Source organism: Bradyrhizobium sp. LMG 9283 (genome assembly GCF_045571415.1).
GTDB lineage: Bacteria > Pseudomonadota > Alphaproteobacteria > Rhizobiales > Xanthobacteraceae > Bradyrhizobium.
In genome coordinates this window covers 2,924,262-2,941,917 of sequence record NZ_CP120691.1, presented here as the reverse complement: position 1 = coordinate 2,941,917, position 17,656 = coordinate 2,924,262, and the positions used below count along the sequence as shown (strand labels likewise).

10 protein-coding genes and 3 pseudogenes are annotated in these 17,656 nt (G+C 60.1%); 2 read left to right on the top strand and 11 right to left on the bottom strand.

Annotated features, from left to right (window positions below; genetic code table 11):
* Positions 1 to 77: 77 nt before the first annotated feature.
* The 3 genes from tnpC to tnpA are packed head-to-tail and all read right to left on the bottom strand — an operon-like array spanning position 78 to position 2,506.
* The gene (gene tnpC, locus P6U29_RS13620) at positions 78 to 1,739 is read right to left on the bottom strand and encodes an IS66 family transposase (protein ID WP_122401599.1); all 1,662 of its coding nucleotides are present in this window, start codon (positions 1,737 to 1,739) and stop codon (positions 78 to 80) included.
* Positions 1,740 to 1,784: 45 nt separating this feature from the next.
* Positions 1,785 to 2,081: an IS66 family insertion sequence element accessory protein TnpB gene (gene tnpB / locus P6U29_RS13615; RefSeq protein ID WP_407116271.1), complete on the bottom strand. Its 297-nt coding sequence runs from the start codon at positions 2,079 to 2,081 to the stop codon at positions 1,785 to 1,787.
* A 23-nt stretch (positions 2,082 to 2,104) separates the two neighbouring features.
* A complete protein-coding gene (gene tnpA / locus P6U29_RS13610) occupies positions 2,105 to 2,506 on the bottom strand; it encodes an IS66-like element accessory protein TnpA (RefSeq protein ID WP_074448291.1) in 402 nt (133 codons plus the stop codon).
* Between the two features lie 136 nt (positions 2,507 to 2,642).
* Here tnpA and P6U29_RS13605 point away from each other — a divergent pair.
* Positions 2,643 to 2,891, top strand: a pseudogene (locus P6U29_RS13605) (plasmid pRiA4b ORF-3 family protein); the annotation flags it as partial.
* 102 nt (positions 2,892 to 2,993) lie between these two features.
* Positions 2,994 to 3,662: pseudogene (locus P6U29_RS13600) on the top strand (IS5/IS1182 family transposase); the annotation flags it as partial.
* A gap of 27 nt (positions 3,663 to 3,689) precedes the next feature.
* Here the strand turns inward: P6U29_RS13600 and P6U29_RS13595 are convergent.
* From P6U29_RS13595 to rfbD, 8 genes and pseudogenes are all read right to left on the bottom strand, one after another.
* On the bottom strand, positions 3,690 to 4,862 hold the full coding sequence (locus P6U29_RS13595) for a hypothetical protein (protein WP_407118055.1): 1,173 nt from the start codon (positions 4,860 to 4,862) through the stop codon (positions 3,690 to 3,692).
* A 24-nt stretch (positions 4,863 to 4,886) separates the two neighbouring features.
* Positions 4,887 to 6,314 (bottom strand): HlyD family type I secretion periplasmic adaptor subunit, encoded by a 1,428-nt coding sequence (locus P6U29_RS13590; protein WP_407118054.1) that lies wholly within the window; start codon positions 6,312 to 6,314, stop codon positions 4,887 to 4,889.
* On the bottom strand, positions 6,311 to 8,446 hold the full coding sequence (locus P6U29_RS13585; RefSeq protein ID WP_407119320.1) for a peptidase domain-containing ABC transporter: 2,136 nt from the start codon (positions 8,444 to 8,446) through the stop codon (positions 6,311 to 6,313). Before P6U29_RS13585 ends, P6U29_RS13590 begins: the two co-directional genes overlap by 4 nt.
* A gap of 61 nt (positions 8,447 to 8,507) precedes the next feature.
* On the bottom strand, positions 8,508 to 8,828 hold the full coding sequence (locus P6U29_RS13580; protein ID WP_407118053.1) for a hypothetical protein: 321 nt from the start codon (positions 8,826 to 8,828) through the stop codon (positions 8,508 to 8,510).
* 10 nt (positions 8,829 to 8,838) lie between these two features.
* Positions 8,839 to 11,526 (bottom strand): DUF4082 domain-containing protein, encoded by a 2,688-nt coding sequence (locus P6U29_RS13575; protein ID WP_407119319.1) that lies wholly within the window; start codon positions 11,524 to 11,526, stop codon positions 8,839 to 8,841.
* A gap of 141 nt (positions 11,527 to 11,667) precedes the next feature.
* Positions 11,668 to 14,807 (bottom strand): annotated as a pseudogene (locus P6U29_RS13570) (DUF4082 domain-containing protein); the annotation flags it as partial.
* Between the two features lie 1,063 nt (positions 14,808 to 15,870).
* Complete coding sequence (gene rfbA, locus P6U29_RS13565; RefSeq protein ID WP_407118052.1) at positions 15,871 to 16,758, bottom strand: glucose-1-phosphate thymidylyltransferase RfbA; 888 nt, start codon at positions 16,756 to 16,758, stop codon at positions 15,871 to 15,873.
* Complete coding sequence (gene rfbD, locus P6U29_RS13560; protein ID WP_407118051.1) at positions 16,667 to 17,656, bottom strand: dTDP-4-dehydrorhamnose reductase; 990 nt, start codon at positions 17,654 to 17,656, stop codon at positions 16,667 to 16,669. Before rfbD ends, rfbA begins: the two co-directional genes overlap by 92 nt.

Here is a 17,656-nt window from a genome sequence, read left to right as displayed (position 1 = left end):
TACGCATACGACGAAGGCCGCCTGATTGACGCATGCGCGCGAGCACGGCGAGTTCTACGATGGCGTTGCGTGAAGGGTCAGGCGGCTTGCTGATTGGCGGACTTGCCGGCTTGGTGCAGGAGCTTCCATTCCCAGGGCAGCAGTTCGCGCAGACGCGAGGTGGGAAGATCAGCGATCCGGGCGAGGACGTCGGCGAGCCAAGCCTTGGGATCGACGTCGTTGAGGCGACAGGTCGTGATCATCGTCAGCATGATAGCTGCACGATCGGCGCCACGCTGGCTGCCAGCGAAGGTCCAGTTGCGCCTTCCCAAGGCAATGCCTCTCAATGCACGCTCAGCGCAATTGTTGGTCAAGCAGATCCTGCCATCGTCGAGGAAGCGGACGAAGTCGTCCCAGCGCTTAAGCATGTAGTTCATGGGCTTCAGGACCTCGGCGGAGCGCGAGAGGCTTTCACGCTCGCGGAGCAGCCAGTCGTGCATGTCGTCGAGCAGCGGCTTGCTCCGCTCCTGGCGCACGGCACGCCGCTCGTCGGCGCTACGGCCGTTGATGGCGCGCTCGATCTCGAACAACGCATCCAGACGCCTGACCGCCTCCAGCGCGATCGGAGAGACCGGTTTGCCCTTGCCTTCCCGGGCGGCTTTCTCGATGTCAGCCAGCTCGAAGAATCCCCGCCGCGCATGGGCCAGGCAAAATGCCGGCGTGATCGGCATTGCTTTCCTTTTTGGGTCGAACAACGGCTCGAAGCCGCCATAGCAATCCGCCTGCAGAATGCCGACGAAGGCGGCCAGATGCCTCTGAGGATTTTCGCCCCGTCGATTGCCCGAGGCATAATAGACCGCCGCCGGCGGCGCAGGCCCGGCGAACGGCCGGTCATCCCGCACATACGTCCAGATCCGGCCGGTCGTGCATTTGCCCTTCGCCAGGACGCGGATGGTGGTGTCGTCGCCATGAAGGCGCTCGGCCGCGAGCACATGACGCTCGATCAGCTGGAACAGCGGCATGACGGCGAAGGTTCCGTGGCCGACCTGGTCGGCCAGCGTCGACAGCGGCAGATCGATCCTCTCGGCCTTGAAGCGCACGCTCTGGCGGTTGAGCGGGATATGCATGCCGAATTTGTCGAACAAAATCGTCGCCAGCAATTGTGGGCCGATGAAGCCGCGGGGCGTCGCATGGAACGGTGCCGGCGGCTGGCTGATCTTCTCGCAATCGCGGCAGGTGAACTTCTCGCGTACCGTCTCGATGACCTTAAAGCGACGCGGAATCTCCTCCAGCGTCTTGGTCACATCCTCGCCGACCTTCGCCAGCCGCGATCCGCCGCAGCAGGCGCAGGTCGTTGGAGCCTTGATGACGACGCGCTCACGTTCGATGTCGTCCGGCCACGGTTTGCGCACCGGCCGCTTGCGCGTGAAGGCGCTCACGCTCTGGGTTTTTGCCGCGGCAGCCTGCGCAGCCAGCTCATTCTCGGTCGCCGTGGTGGCGAGTTCTTCGAGCTCCAATTCCAACTGCTCGAGTAGCCGCGCCGTGCGCTCGGAGCGCTGCCCGTGCAGTTCGCGTTTGAGCTTCTCGATCCGTAGCTCAAGATGAGCGATCAGCACCTCGCTGTCCGACAGCTCCGCCCGCGCGTTGGCGGCATCCGCGACTGCCACATCGCGTTCAGCCTGCAACGCCTCGCGCTCGGCCAGCAGCGCAAGGTAGGCGCTTGCGAGATCCGACGGAAGATCGTCCGGCTTCGATGTCATGAAGCCATTGAATCAGATCGAGCATCAGATTCAAACCCAAAACGATTATCCGACCCGCGTCGGGCGCTGGGTTTCTTGCGGATTGCGCCAATCGATCCCGGACAGCAGGTAGCTCAACTGCGCCAGCGAGATCGTTACCGCTTCACCGGCAACCGATGGCCAGATAAACTTTCCTCTCTCGAGTTTTTTTGTGAACAAGCAGGCTCCCTGACCATCGTGCCAGATCACCTTCACAAGATCGCTGCGGCGACTAAGCGGTTCTTTGTGCAGCACCTCCTGCACTTGGAGGGCCAGCGATGGAAAGCCTCTGCGCATATCCGTGTAGCCTGTAGCCAGCCACACTCGCACATTCCCTGGTACAGAAATCATCGGCGTCCAAGCACATCGAGGACCCGCGCCAACGCCTCCGGATCGACGTGCGCATCCACCCGGATGCACCGTCGGTTGCCGAGATCGATCTCTATCAATCCAGTACGCGCAGCTGCCGCCGAACGAACTCGGCCATCAACCGTAGGCAAAAGCTTCGGAGTTTCTTCAGCCGAGGCTGCTACGGCGGCGATCTGCACCGGCGTAAAAGATGGTGCAACTTGTTCCGATGTCCGTGCTTGGCGACGCCAGGTAAACACCAGGCTGGCCGCTACTCCGTTGCGCCGCGCAACCTCAGTTACCTTCGCGCCCGGTGCCAGCGTCTCCTCGACAATCCGTGCCTTGTCGTCCTGCGACCAACGCCGCCGCCGCTCGAGCCCGCCCAAAACCTCGACCCGCATCGCCTGATCACCTTAAAGCTAGACTTAAGGTCACACGCTTCGCGAATTACCACCCGTCACGCAAGACGGTCCTCGTCGGAGGCGTACGGTCCGTTGGGGGATTCCTGATCCCCACAACGATTACGGCCACCAGCCCATGGATGCCCGCAAAGCGCGGCTTTGCGATATCGTTCGCGAGACCGGCGCCAAGACGATCCACTATCTCTATGACTTCGGCGACAGCTGGGACCATGTGATCAAGCTCGAAAAATGGTTCGAGAACACCACGACGGAGGGGCTTCCCTTCCTGCTCGAGGCCGCCGGCCGTTGTCCTCCGGAAGACGTCGGCGGTGCGCCAGGCTATGCCGAATACCTCGCCGCCATCAGCGACCCCGGCCATCCCGAGCACGAACACATGCGCCTCTGGGGCCCGGAGCGGTTCGATCCCAACGTCGTCGACCGGAAGGCGCGCCTGCCATCGGGATCACGCCGCCTCTACACCGGTTGCCGCCCGGCCAATAGACAGGCTCTCGCCGCGCTTGATCCCAGGAGGTGGTATCGCCCGCTCAGCCGGGCTTCGCAGATCCGCTCGCAACAGCAGCGTCAGCGTGGCTGGAAGCTTTATTCCTTCCACGCCCCGGAGGTGGAGTGCATCGGCAAGGGCAAGGCAGCCGCGCCTTACGAGTTCGGTGTCAAAGCCTCGATCGTCACCAACAACCGCCGTGCTCCCGGTGGCGTGTTCGTGCTGCACGCCAGGGCGTTACCCGATAACCCATATGACGGTCACACCTTGCGGGACGTCATCGACCGCACCGAGACACTCACCGGCTGCGCGATCGAGCGGGCCTATGTCGACAAGGGATACCGCGGCCACGACGCACAAAATCCCCGCCGCATCTTCATCTCCGGCCAGAAGCGCGGCGTCTTTGGGGTCATCAAGCGCGAGCTGCGCCGCCGCTCCGCCATCGAACCCATCATCGGACACCTGAAGACCGATGGTCACCTCGGCCGCTGCTATCTCAAAGGCCGCGCCGGCGATGCGGCCAATGTCATCCTCTCGGCCGTCGGCCACAACTTCCGCCGCATCCTCGCCTGGCTGAGAGCTTTTTGGCGCCTGATCCTGACCACCCTCATCGCAGCCACGAGCAACCCCTCACCGCTGAAATCGCGTTCTTAACGGACGACTAAGCGAAACGGCATTTCGTCAGGCGCCATCAAAGGCACAATTGTGGGTCAACTCCGGCAAATCAGTACGTCGGCCGAATGACCACAGGATCCAACCCAGCTCGTAGCTGCGGCATTCAAGCCGAACTTCTACGTTCGCAGCGTCGATCAGCCGCTCCCCTTTTCCGAGCCAGGCGTTCTTGAGCGCGCGCAACACCCGCGGCGCCTTTGTCGTCAATTCACTCTTGCGAACCTGCGAGCGGATAGTCAGGTTCAGTTCAGGGACGAGCATGGCCCGGCGCAGTTGATTGTGGCCAAAGACCCAGTTGAATCCCTTGATCAGGGCGTCCCGCGATTGCCTCTGCCCAAAGCGCTCGGCCCATTCCAGCAGCGCGGGGGCCATTCCATACTGATGGACCGAATAGACTTCGTAAAAATCAATAACGCGGCCGCTCAGCGCGTCGAAAAACCAAGGCCATTCGCCTTGCGGGCCTTGAAGTGCTATCAGATTGCGAACACAAATATCGGCCATGACAAGCGCGGACGCGTCGCCAGAAAATTCGCCATATTGATAACAGGCGATCGAGAGGTAGGTCTGCGTCGCAAACGACGAGAACCGGCGGCGAAGGCCAGCCGGCGCGTCGAAGAACAATCCCGATTCGCTGTGAAAGCGTTCCTTCAAAAGACGATAAAGCGGCTTGGCGTAGCGCCACCACTCGCGCTCGCCTGCCCTCGCCTGGGCCACGACTCCCGTGAGCAGCATGCCAAGATCCTGCGCACGGAAGCTCTTCCACCGGCTCTCATCGGAAAGAATGGCTCTCAGCTCGCATTTGACCGGGTCCGGTATTTCGAGACCCAGTTCGGCGGCGCTCCATAGCGCCATGCCGAAGGCATACTTCCGTACTGGAAGCTGCGTGAGTTGCAGAGCGTTGCGACGGAATATCTCGGGAATATCAATGCCATTTGGAACTTCGGCAACGCGCGACATTCCGAGCAGAACGTTGAGGGTATAGAATACGTCGCTGCTCGGTATCGACTCGTTTGGCGAAGGACGTCCATCGAGATGGTAGATATGCGACCACCGGCGGTGTTGGGGCAGCCAACAACGCTCCAGCCCGTTGAGGGCGAAGTTCACCAAAGGTGCATTTTGCGAGAGCTTGCTCGCCGCCGTCGGCACCACGAGCTTCACTCCAAAATTCGGACTAATCATCATGGTCGATCGCCATTCCAAGCCGGGTTAGTATTCTCGAATGCTTTCATCCAATCCGCGTAGCAGCGGATAGAGGAAGTAGGAAATCACAGTGCGCTTGCCGACTTTCAGTTCGGCCGTAACCGCCATGCCTGGAATCAGTTGAATGCGCTCCGGCGGCAGCCGAAGGTGCGTGTCCGACAAATCGACCAGTACGCGGTAATAGGGAGCTGGCGCGTGGCGCGCACCTTCGGCCTTCGGATCCGGCGAGAACGTGTCCTGACTGATGACGCGGACTTCTCCCCTCGCAGTTCCATACTTCTGGAAAGGAAATGCTTCGAACTTGATGCGGACCGCTTGTCCAAGCGCCACCTGACCGATATCTCGCCCTTCGACTTTGACCTCCGCCTGCAGAGGCACGTCGCGCGGGACCAGGACGAACAGCGTTTCCGCTTCGCGAACCACTGAGCCGACTGTGCGATTTGCGATCTCCAGCACCACGGCATCTGCCGGCGCTTGCAGGACGATCAACTGTCGTCGAAGCTCGGCCTTCTTCAAATCCTCTGCTGCGCTATTGCGCTTCAGCACCGTCTCCACCAAATCCTGATAGGCGGTGCGGCGGAATTCCTCGACGAAGACCTTCTGGTCTGCACGGGCCTTCTCCAGCCGATGCGTGCTGTCGGCGATACTGCCGCGAACGCGCGCCAAATTGCTCTCAACCTCGAGCCGTGCGTCGCGTGACAGTAGGAAGTTCAACCTCGAGCCGACCTCCTTGTCCATCAGCGTGGTGCGCATGGCTTCTATCGAGCGCATGGTGTCGAGGCGCTGAAGGAGAACCACCTCTTCATCCTGCGCTGTCTTGAGATTGGCACGGGCGGAAGCGATCTGCGCGTCGTAATTCTGGATCTGCGCCTGATACGCGGCTCTCCTCTGCAGGAACACCTTGCGCTGCAGGATCTGGTCCGCATCCGTTAGCTCCTTGACCGCATACTCGGTCCCATTCAGTTCGGCGCCCAGGCGATCGATCGAGGCATCGAATCCAGCCACTCTGCCGCGCAATTGATCGAAATCCGCCTGCGAGAAGGTTGGATCGAGGGTCGCCAGAACGTCGCCGCGGTTGACGCGATCACCGGCCTTGACGTGGATTTCGCGGATGACCGACGTTTCCAACGGCTGCACGACCAGGTTCGGACGTGTCGTGGTTAGTTTCCCCTGCGCCGTGACGATCATCTCCACTTGCGAAACCGATGCCCAGGTCACCGCAAAGACAATCAATGCAAGTACGCCGTAGAGAGTGAGACGCGCCAGCCGCGGCGGTGCTTGCTGCTCCACCTCGGCTGCATCGGACTGGAATTCAGCGATGACTGGCGCTCGCCTCGGCCCCGGCCTGAATAGCTTTCGCCGGCGCTCGACCGGTCTGGCCGGAACGAGACCGTTCGGCTTCACGTCCGCGCGTGATGGCCCTGTCTTCCTCATGCAATCTGCTTCATCTGCTGGTTCCACAAATGCCTGTAGATGGTGCATTTCGACAGGAGGTGGTCGTGGCGATCCACATCGAGGATTCGGCCGCGGTCCATCACCAGGATCTGGTTCGCCTCGGTCAGCATCGACAATCGATGGGAGACGATGATGACGGTACGCCCTGCCGCCAAACGGCGGAGATTGCGCCTGATGATCATTTCGCTTTCGGAATCGAGGGCACTCGTCGCTTCATCGAAAATCAAGATCCGCGGATTGACGATCAGAGCCCTCGCGATCGCGAGCCGCTGCTTCTGCCCGCCGGACAGGTTCGAGGCATCTTCCTCGAGCATGGTGTCGAAGCCGCGCGGCAACCGCTCGATGAACTCGTCGGCGCCTGCGAGCTGCGCCGCAGCCACGACCTCGGCAAAGGTCGCGTCACGTTTCACGCAGGCAATGTTGTCGCGAACCGTCCCGCGAAACAGGAAATTGTCCTGCAGGACGATTCCGAGGTTTCGGCGCAGGTGTGCGAGGTCGAGCTCCCTCGAATCATATCCGTCGATACGGAGCAACCCCTGCTGCACCGGATACATGCCCGAGATCAGCCTTGTGAGCGTCGTTTTGCCGGAGCCGCTCCGGCCCACGATCCCGAAGATTGAACCTGGCTCGATGGTAAAGGAGACGTCGTCTAGCGCTGGTGATCCCTCGGATCCGTAGCGAAAAGAGACACTGTCGAACTCGATTTTGCCGGCGAGATCGGGCCGCAGCCCATCTTTCCGACCGTCACGCTCAGGCTTCTGATTCATGACCTCGCCGAGCATTTTCACGGCAAGAGCGACTTCCTGGTATTCGTGCACCATGGTTACGAGCTGAACCAGTGGTCCGGAGACCCTGCCGGCCAACATGTTGAAAGCGACCAGCGCGCCGATCGTCATTTCTCCAGCGAAGACATCGAGTGCTCCGACAGAAATGATCCCAAGCGTCATGATCTTCTCGAGAAATCCGGTGAGCGCCTGGGCGCCCGCGGAAATTTTCTCGACACCAAATCGCATGGTCACGGACTGCGCACAGCGGCTATCCCAGACCCTGCTCTGCGCTGGCTCCATCCCCAGCGTCTTCACCGTGCGCATACCGTGGACTGTTTCGACGAGGAGAGCCTGCCGCGCACCTTCCGCCTGGTAAAGATCGTAAAGACGTCGCCGGAAAGGGCCCATGAGCAGGCCGACAACAGCGCCGCTCGCGGCGGTGAAGGCCAGGACCATCAAAGTCAATTTGACGCTGTAGAGCGCAAGGACCGGCAGGAAGACGAACAACGAGAGCGCATCGAGGGTCGTCAAAAACAGGCGGCCGGTCAGAAACTCGCGGATCCGCGCCGCTTGCTGCATGTGCTTGACCAGAACCCCCGCGGCCATATGTTCGAAAAACGTGACCGGCAGCCCGAGGAGATGACCGAACGTCTTCGTCGCAACGCGAATGTCGACCTTATTGGTCGCATACAGCAGCAGGTAGCGCCGCAGAAAGCCGAATATCGCATCAAAGACGAGTGCTACGGCCGCTCCTGCCGCGAGTACGTACAACGTGGTGAAGCTCTCGTGAACCAGAACCTTGTCAATGACGAGCTGGAAAAAGATCGGGACGACGAGGCCCAACGCATAGAGCAGGATGGCGGCGATCGCGACATCCCTGAACAGTCGCCATTGAAGAAGCAGTTCCGGTACGAACCACCGGAGGCCGAAACTCCTCCGACCGTCCTGTGCCAACTGTTCGCGCTTGATCAGGACCGTTTCACCGGCCCACCGCGCACAGAATCGGTCCCGGTCGACAACCAGGACCTCGTGCTTGCGGTCGGCGAGCGGGTCGAAGATGCTGACGGCCTCGGTGCCGTCAGCTCGTCGCCCCGCACCAAGGACAACGATCCAGTTGCCATTGGCGAGCCTCGCCAGCGCCGGATAGGCCTCTCCGAGACGGATCAGCGCGCCCCAATCCAGTTTCGTGCTTCTCGCGCGCAGGCCCGCATCCTTCGCCATGCGCAACAGGAGATTCAACGAGAGCGGCGCGGATACCGCGTAGGCATGCTTCAACCGCTCGACCGGCAGATCTATGCCGTGGTGACCGGAAACCTTGGACAGGCATTCCAATGCCGTCTGCATTGACAATCCGGGCGCGGGCGTATCCGCAACCTGGTCCTTCGCGCCGCCAGCGGCCTCCATTTCAGCGGAAATTTGAAGAGACATTCAAAGACCGTGTGTTGGGCGCAAGCGCATCACGTGCCCCCGACGCGCCATTATGCGACTGGGCGGGCTGATTCCGTCGGACCACGCCCGCATCAACCAGGCCCTGGAGCGCCTTCTGCATCACATCCACTGAATTGGCGAAGGACTCGACCGAAAAGATCAGTCGCTGCGAAAATACCCGTTTCGGTTCATTGTTGGCGTCGCGCTCAGTCGGTGAAAGACTGACCAGGTCGACGCGGACGATGGTTCCGCTGACGGTAATTTCCGCGATTCCATCGGTATAGAGCTCGGCGTGCATGTTACGTCTCCTATGCTGCCGCTAGCTGCGGCCTGAAAACAACGTCAACGCCATAGCTCGTTGAGTTGTAAGTGTTGGTCGGAAACAGGTTATCAGTGCCGTACGCAAACACACCGTTGCCGCCGATCGATGCCGACGATGGGGCCGTCAGAGGCCCGTTGGTGATTGCATTTGCCAACAGGCCCGGATCGGCGGCGTAATTCCCGGAGGTGTGATAGGATGCGACGTAGGTGGATCCCGGCATGATCGTCACAGGCGTGGCGAAATTGACTTGCTGCCAGCCATCGGCCGTTTCGTTGGTAAAGGTCGCAGTCGCCAGCAATGTCCCGGTACCGCTCCAGAGATCCGCAACGTGCGTGCCCGTATTGGAAGGCCCCTTGTAGAAGCGAATGCCGATAATATCGCCCGGGGTAGACGCCTGAAACTTGACGCCTAGTTCCACTGACTTTGGATCATTAGCCGCCACAATGGCGGGCTCATGACTTGCGCTGAACAGGCGCACAGTCGTCGAAGACGCAGCGCTTACATTGAGAGCGACAGATGCATTTGCGACGCCACCATGGCCGTCGGAGATGCTATAGTTGAAGGACGCCGGTCCCGTGTAGCCGGGCGTCGGAGTGAACGTCACGATGTTGCTTTGGGCGTTGTAGCTGGCGACGCCATTCACACCGCCGCTCGCGCCTGTGATCGTGAGCGCATCGCCGTTGGGATCGGTGTCGTTGGCAAGTAGTGCTGAGCTCGGAATCCCGAACGGAACGTCTTGTGTGGCGTAGAAGCCGCTGTCGTTTGCTGCGACTGGCGACTGGTTGGGGCCGCCGCTCGAGCTGTTGAACACGACATCCACCCAGTAATTGCTCGCGCTATAGGTACTGGTCGGGAACAGATTGCTTGTTCCATAGGTGTAGAGGCCATTGATGTTCGCAGGAGCCGTGAGCGGACCGTTGGTGCGAGCGGAGGTGAAGTAGCTGGTGGTGGAGGCGTAATGGCCGTTGCTGTGATAGCTCGCGACGTAGGTGGTGCCGGCCGTGATGGACACGGGATTGCTGAACGTGACTGTCTGCCAACCACTGCTACTCTCGTTCGTGAACGTCGCGGTCGCCAGCAGCGCGCCGGTGCTGCTCCACAACGAGCCCGTATGGGTGCCGGGGTCGTTTGCGCTCTTGTAGTATTTGATGCCGGTAATCGTTCCGGCCACGGACGACGTGAATTGCACTCCGAGGTTGACTTGGGAAGTGTCCGAACCCGATCGTATGGCCGGCGTATCGGTGTTCGAGAACAGGCTCACCGTCGAAGGAACCGGCGAAACTGCGATATCGAATGTCTCGCTGCTCGCGAGATTGCCGAGATCGGCAGCAGAGACCGTAACGCTGAGCTTACCAACATCCGCGGACGTCGGCGTGCCGCTAAAGGTACGAGTCTGAGCATTGAACGCGAGCCAGGCGGGAAGCGCTGAACCGCCAGCGGTTGCGGTGTAGGTGAGCGAGTCGCCGGCGTCGACGTCGGTGAAGGTGCCGGCGGGCAAGGTCAGGGAGAATGCCGAGCCAACGGTGACGGCCTGGTTGCCGGTCTGGATCGCCAGTACGGGCGCATCGTTGGCGCCATGAATCGTGACAGTAAGCGTGCTCGACGATGCGACGCCCGCAGCATCCCGCATCGTATAACTGAAGACGTCGCTCAGCGTATTGGTCGACTGCCGCAAGGCCTGTACGGCTGCATCGTTCTCGTTCACCGTGTAGGTGAAAGCACCCGAAGCACCGAGCAAGAGGGTGCCGTGCGCGCCCGTGAGAGGTGTACCGAGCGTCCCGTTGGTCGAGCCGAAGCTGACTGCAGTAACGGTTTTGGTATCACCGGCATCGGGATCAGTATCGTTCGTCAGTACGTTACCAGTGGCCGTCGTGCCGCCCGTAGCGTTGTTTACGCCCCCCTTCTCGGTCGCATCAGCGGCGTCGGCGACCGCGGTTGGCGGGGTATTTGTGGCGGCGGAGGAGCCGTTGAAGATAACGTCGACCCAATAGTTGGAGGACTTGAAGGTGTTCGTCGGGAACGTGCTTCCGGCTCCGTAGCTATAGACGCCGTTGCCGTCGGCCGGAGCCGTCAACTGGCCGTTGGCAAGCGATGTCGCGAAATAGTTCTGGGTGCCGGAATAATTGCCATTGGTGTGATAGGACGCGACGTAGGTGGTGCCTGCGGTGATGGCCACGGGATTGGAGAAATTGACCTGCTGCCAGCCGCTGGCGGTCTCGTTCGTGAACGTGGCAGTTGCAAGCAGGGCTCCGGTCGAGCTCCAGAGATTCGCAATGTGGGAACCGGTATTCAACGATCCCTTGTAGAAGCGCAGGCCGGTGATTGTCCCGTTTATGGATGCGGTAAACTTGACTCCGACTTCGACGGGGCTGGTATCGCCGGAATTGGGGACGTTTGGCGCATCATTGGTGCCGAACAGGCTCTGGGCGGAGGCCGGATAGTTGACCTTGAGCGACACCTGGCCGGACCCGCTCTGGCCGCTCGTGTCCGTGATCGTGTAGGTGAAGCTCGCCGCCCCGGCGTAGCCAGCGGTGGGCGTGAAGGTCACGGTCTGGTTCTGCGAATTGTAGCTTACGCTTCCATTGGCCGCGTTACTGACGCCGGTGAGCGAGAAAGCCAATCCGGACGCGTTGGTATCGTTCGCGAGCAGCGTCGATGCCGGAATATTCAACACGCCATTTTGGCTAACGGTGAAGCCGCTGTCGGCATTCGCTTGTGGCGTGCTGGTCGCGGCGGAGCCGTTGAAGACGACATCGACCCAGTAGTTGGAGGATTTGAAGGTGTTCGTCGGGAACGCGCTTCCGGATCCGTAGGCATACACCCCGTTGCTACCAGCAGGAGCCGTCAACTGGCCGTTGGCAAGCGATGTCGTGAAATAGTTCTGGGTGCCGGAATAATTGCCATTGGTGTGATAGGAAGCGACGTAGGTGGTGCCTGCGGTGATGGCCACGGGATTGGAGAAATTGACCTGCTGCCAGCCGCTGGCGGTCTCTCGTTCGTGAACGTGGCAGTTGCAAGCAGGGCTCCGGTCGAGCTCCAGAGATTCGCAATGTGGGAACCGGTATTCAACGATCCCTTGTAGAAGCGCAGGCCGGTGATTGTTCCGTTCACCGATGCGGTAAACTTGACGCCGAGTTCGACCGGGCTGCTATCGCCGGAATTGGGGACGCTCGGCGCATCATTGGTCCCGAACAGGCTTTGCGCCGAGACCGGATAGTTGACCTTGAGCGACACCTGGCCGGACCCGCTCTGGCCGCTCGTGTCCGTGATCGTGTAGGTGAAACTCGCCGCGCCGGCGTAGCCAGCGGTGGGCGTGAAGGTCACGGTCTGGTTCTGCGAATTGTAGCTTACGCTTCCATTGGCCGGGTTACCGACGCTGGTGAGCGAGAAAGCCAGCCCCGACGGATTGGTGTCGTTCGCGAGCAGCGTTGATGCCGGAATGTTCAGCACGCCATTTTGGCTGACCGTAAAGCCACCGTCGTCGTGAGCTTGCGGCGACGTCTGGCCTGAATCGCTGAAGACGACGTCCACCCAGTAGTTCGCGGCGTCAACAAAGGACGCGTTGCTGGGGAAAGTCGGGCTACTGCCGTAGGCATAAACGCCGTTGAGGCTGCTACCCGGCGCGGTAAGCGCACCTTTCGTAATTCCGTCATAGTCGATGAAATAGAAGTCCGTCGAGGAATAGTGGCCGGTGTTCGTGTGATAGGAGGCGACATACGTGACGCCCGCCTGGACATTGACCGGCGTCGCAAAATCAACCTGCTGCCAGCCGCTCGCTGTTTCGTTGCTAAAGGTGGCGCTCGCGAGCAACGTGCCGTTGGTGGTCCAGAGATCACCGATATGGGTGCCGGTATTATCAGATGCCTTGTAGAAACGAATGCCGGTGATCTTGCCCGATACGGCAGGGACGAATTTGACGCCGAGCTCAACTGCGCCGGAATCGCTGTTCGAGATCACCGCTGGTGTATCGGTCGGACTGAAGAGTGTCAGATTGGATGACGCCGTGACTGCGTAGGTCCTGCCCGCACCAGGTGTTTCCAGGTTCAGGCTGTCGTCAACCGCCCTGGTCTTGAGACTATATGTCCCCTGAGCGCCTGTGACGAACGTATATGACCACGTCACGTTTGCCGCGCCGACATTGCTGTTGGTTGGATGCCAGGTTGCTCCACCATCCGTGGAGATTTCGACACCGGCAATCTTTCCAGCCGCGTCGGTGGCCGTACCCGTCACCGTAATCGTTTGCCCCTCGACAACGCTGGCAGCCGAAAGATTAGAGATCGCAGAGGTCGGCGCCGTAGTGTCGGTGGACCGGATCGCGGCTGTCAGGTTCGCCTGCAGCGTCGCCGGCTGAACCCCCATGTCGGCGAAAAGGTTGACCATCGCCTGCTGGACATTGGGATCCACCGGAGTCGCAGGTCCGTCGTGGTCGCTGGCAAGCGCCCACGGCCAATTGATTGAACCGGCCGAGAAGATCAGTGCACCACTGACGGGATCGCGATGCAGCACGAGATTGTGGGTCGCCGTGCCTGCTCCGAACGTATTGCCATAGTCAAGCAGATACTTTCCGTCCACATTGACTGTCGAAGATGAGACACTGACCAACCCGGCAGGGCGGAATCCATTGTCCGGCGCGATGTCCCATTCAACGCCCAATAGGCCGGGTACGAGCGAGGCAGTCTGCCCGGATGAGGTTTGCGCGACGGCCGTATTGCGCCAGAAGCGCAATTGGGTCATCGGGTACGGTATCGTGATCGTATCGTACCGAAATGCGTTGACCGCGAACAACGTACCAGTCAGCTGATTCGAGGGAAGAGGCGCACCAAATCGCGGATCGGAGAAGTTGCCGGTCGCCTGTCCTGATGGATCAATTAGCGCATTTGCATGCGTATCCTTGTAGCTAATCAGTGTGCGATTGGCTGTCCCGCTGCCATCGATGCTGGGTGCCAACCTCGTTTTCCAAAAGATCTCGTTGGCTGTGAGAAACGCAAGGTTCACGCCGGCGTGCGCGGCCGCCTCTACGTTGGCGCGCTGAGCCTCGGTCCAATACTCGTCATGCCCCGCGTCCATGAAGACCTTGTGATTGAGCAATAACGAGCCGTTCGTCGCAGCATCTATTCCAGAAATGTAAGAGACATCGTACCCGTTCTGCTCGAGCCAATAGATGGCCGCAATCTCAGCCGTGAACGGGGAGTCTCCTCCTTCGGAGAAGGTTCCGGTGCCGTCGCGCGTTACGAGGGGACGATTGTAACTGACCGCGTAGGCCGATCCATTGATGCCCGGGCCGTTCCCGAAATAAAGGTTGGCCCCTCCCCAGCCGTTGTAGGCTTGCCAATCCTGATCACTTGTCTGCAAGACGATGTCACTGTGGGAAGCATCGTTCCTTATGATGAACGGAATCTGGAAAATTTCGGTACCGTTGATGACGTTGGCGATGTAGACGCCCGAGGCCGCATCGGTTGGCACGCTCCAGGAATCGGTTACGCTCCAGTTGCCGGCATCTACGAGACCGGTCGAAGCGTCCCTTATTGGAGCGGGTTGGACGACTGCGGCTGCGGCCTGATGCTGCAGGCTCGTGACCAGTCTCGCACCATTCCCACCGTAATAGCCCAGCCGGTAAACATCGACGCGATAGTTCGGGTTGCCGGTCAGGTTGTTGATCTTGAATTGGACCGTCCCTCCGACATTGGTGCTGATTGCGGTCGCAAACCCCTGGGTCAGAGTCGAATTGTCGCCTGGTTGGATCTCCCAGACACTTCTCGGTGTGCCTGGCTTCTGGTTTTCCAATACGGTGGGATTCGTGGGCGGATCTGAGACGATGGTCCCCCCCTGCCCATCGCTCTTGAAATTCCAGTTCAACTCCGGCCCCGAGAACAGCAAGGCGACATTGGCTGCACCATTGCTGAAATCGACTGTGCTGATATTCGAGCTGTTGTCGTAGTGAACGGTCGCCGACATCGAGGTCGTGAAGGGCAGATCCTTCAGGTCGATGAGATTCCCCGGAGAAAGCAGCGCTTCCGGCGATGAACCTGCGATCAACCCGTGGAAGTTGGCGGACTGGTCGAGGACAAGCGTGCCAACTTCCGTGGCGAACGACACGGTTATGCCGGAGAACGATCCATTCAAGAACTGGCCGGAAACAGAACCTCCGATCTTCAGGACAGCTTGGTCGAAAATCTCGAAAGATCCAGTGCCGCTGACGTCCCCCTTAAATTCCGCCGTCGCGATGCGATCGCCAAGGAACGCTCCAACTCCGACAGTCCCATTGTTCAGGACATTTCCTTCGACGATGAACGATGAGCCGCCACCCAACGAAAGCGTTGCACCTGCATCGAGGACCAGGCTCCCAATATCAACACCGGCCGAGCTCATAACGACATACGTTCCTGAGGCATCGAGGAAGGCAGAGTCGATGTTGCCCGGAAGGCCGGCGCTCCAGTTCGTTGCGACATTCCAGGCTCCGTCAGTCGGATGAGCCCAGTGAGTTGCGCTAGGGGTGGAAACCGATTGGGACGTCGGCGTCGCTTCGTTTGCCACAGATGGGAACGTTGGCGCCAAGCTTTTATGACCGCTCGTCAATGACGTCGAAGACAGCAGAGCGGACAATCGCGACCGGGAAGATACGACGAAGAGACGGGGCACAACGTCGCGCAAGTCCAACGGATCACCGAAGCCGGCCCGAGACGTCCGTTCGAAGAACGATGCGTCACCGACAAGAGGGGGCAGAGTGGGCAGAGTGGATAACCTGCCTACTGGCTGATCAACAAGCGACGGAGCCCAGAGGCCAGCCGTGTCGAAGCCCGCGAATGCATTCCAAATCGTGGATTCCTGCCAAAGGGCGGGAATGTCTTCCCCCGGAAAAACGGCCCGGGTTCCCCGGCCGAAGACGCTCGCCTTTTGAACCAGCATGGCCATACCGATTAAATAAATAACCGCACAAAATATTTTAATTCTATTTTAAACTGCAGTCAATTCAACGTGCAGATATTTAACGTGATACAAGAAAATCCGCTGAGTAGCGCTATCGCGAAGCGAATTGGGGCAGCCGCATGATTTCGCTCAAATATTTGCCGTAACCGCTCTTCTCCAAGGGTCGCGCCAGCGCGAGGAGTTGATCGCGATTAATGAAGCCGAGTCTGAACGCAACCTCTTCGAGGCAGGCGATCTTCATTCCCTGCCGCTTTTCCAGGGTTTGCACGAAGGTCCCCGCATCAATGAGAGATTCGACCGTGCCGGTGTCCAGCCAGGCAAACCCCCGTCCCATGCGCTCAACGTGGAGCGCGTGGGCCGAAAGGTAACGCATCTGAAGATCGGTAATCTCGAGCTCGCCGCGCGCAGACGGCTCGACGCGACGGGCGTAGCGGACGACGCGGTGATCGAAAAAGTATAGTCCCGTGATCGCCCAGTTCGAAACTGGCCGCTTGGGTTTCTCCTCGATCGACACCGGGCGGTCCGCCTCGTCGAACGTGACGACGCCATATCGCTCCGGATCGCGCACGTGATATGCGAAAACCGTTGCGCCTTCTTCACGTCCCGCCGCTCTGGCAAGCAGCTCGCTCAGGCCGTCGCCGAAGAAGATATTGTCTCCAAGCACCATCGCCACGCGATCGTTTCCGATGAAATCGGCACCGACAATGAACGCATCCGCGAGACCGGCGGGTCGGGCTTGTTCCGCGTAGCTGAGCCGGATGCCCCATTGGCTGCCGTCCCCCAGCAATCGCTCGAACTGACACCGGTCTGAAGGAGTGGTGATGATCAGAATTTCGCGGATCCCCGCCAACATCAGCGTCGACAGGGGATAATAGATCATCGGCTTGTCATAGATCGGGAGCAATTGCTTGCTGACCACGCGCGTGATTGGATAGAGGCGCGTTCCGCTGCCGCCAGCCAGCACGATTCCCTTCAGCATCGGTTTCTCCTTCTCCGACCAGCTGGTCCAGACAAGCTTCCAGGGAATGGCGCCAAGGTGCCATTCGAATCCCGAACACACGTTCGGCTTTGGATGAGTCCAGGCGCGAGTTCCGAGGCCGACGCGCAGCGGTTGGAAACTCCTCGGTCGTAATCGCCTCGAGCGCCGGAATCCGCGCTCCACGACGGGAATGCTCGTGAAAGATTGCCTGCGCAAAATCGTACCAGCTTGCCTCGCCCTGGCCGGCGAGATGAAAGATGCCGGCCGTGGCCCGGCGGTCGTCCCTTACCGACCGTTGTGCGATCCGGAGGACGGCTTCCGCGAGGTCGAACGCGTAGGTCGGATTTCCACATTGGTCGCGGACAACCCTAACGATCTGCCGCGTTTCGCATAACCGCAGCATCGTCCGGACGAAATTGCTGCCATAGGGACTGTAAAGCCACGAGCATCTGATCACCGTCGCGAGCGGATGCGCGGCCAATACAGCAGCTTCACCGGCAAGCTTGGATGCGCCATAGACGTTCAGCGGCGCCGGAATGTCGCTTTCGTCGTACGCATCGGGTTTCGCACCGTCGAACACATAGTCGGTCGACAGATGGATGAGCGGAATGTTCATCTGCCACGCGACATCTGCCAGCGCGGCCGCGCCATCGCGGTTGATGCTGAACGCCCTCGCTCCTTCGGATTCGGCCTGATCTACCGCCGTGTAGGCGGCCGTATTGATGATTGCAGACGGCCGGATCGACCCGATGAGCTTGTCGATCCCTTCCCGGCTCTCCAGATCGAGTTCTGGGCGCCCAAGAGCCACCGCAGGCAAACCTCGCATTGTGGCAAGATGACGAAGACACTTTGCCAACTGACCATTCCGCCCGGCAATGAGGATGGGTCGATCTGTCAT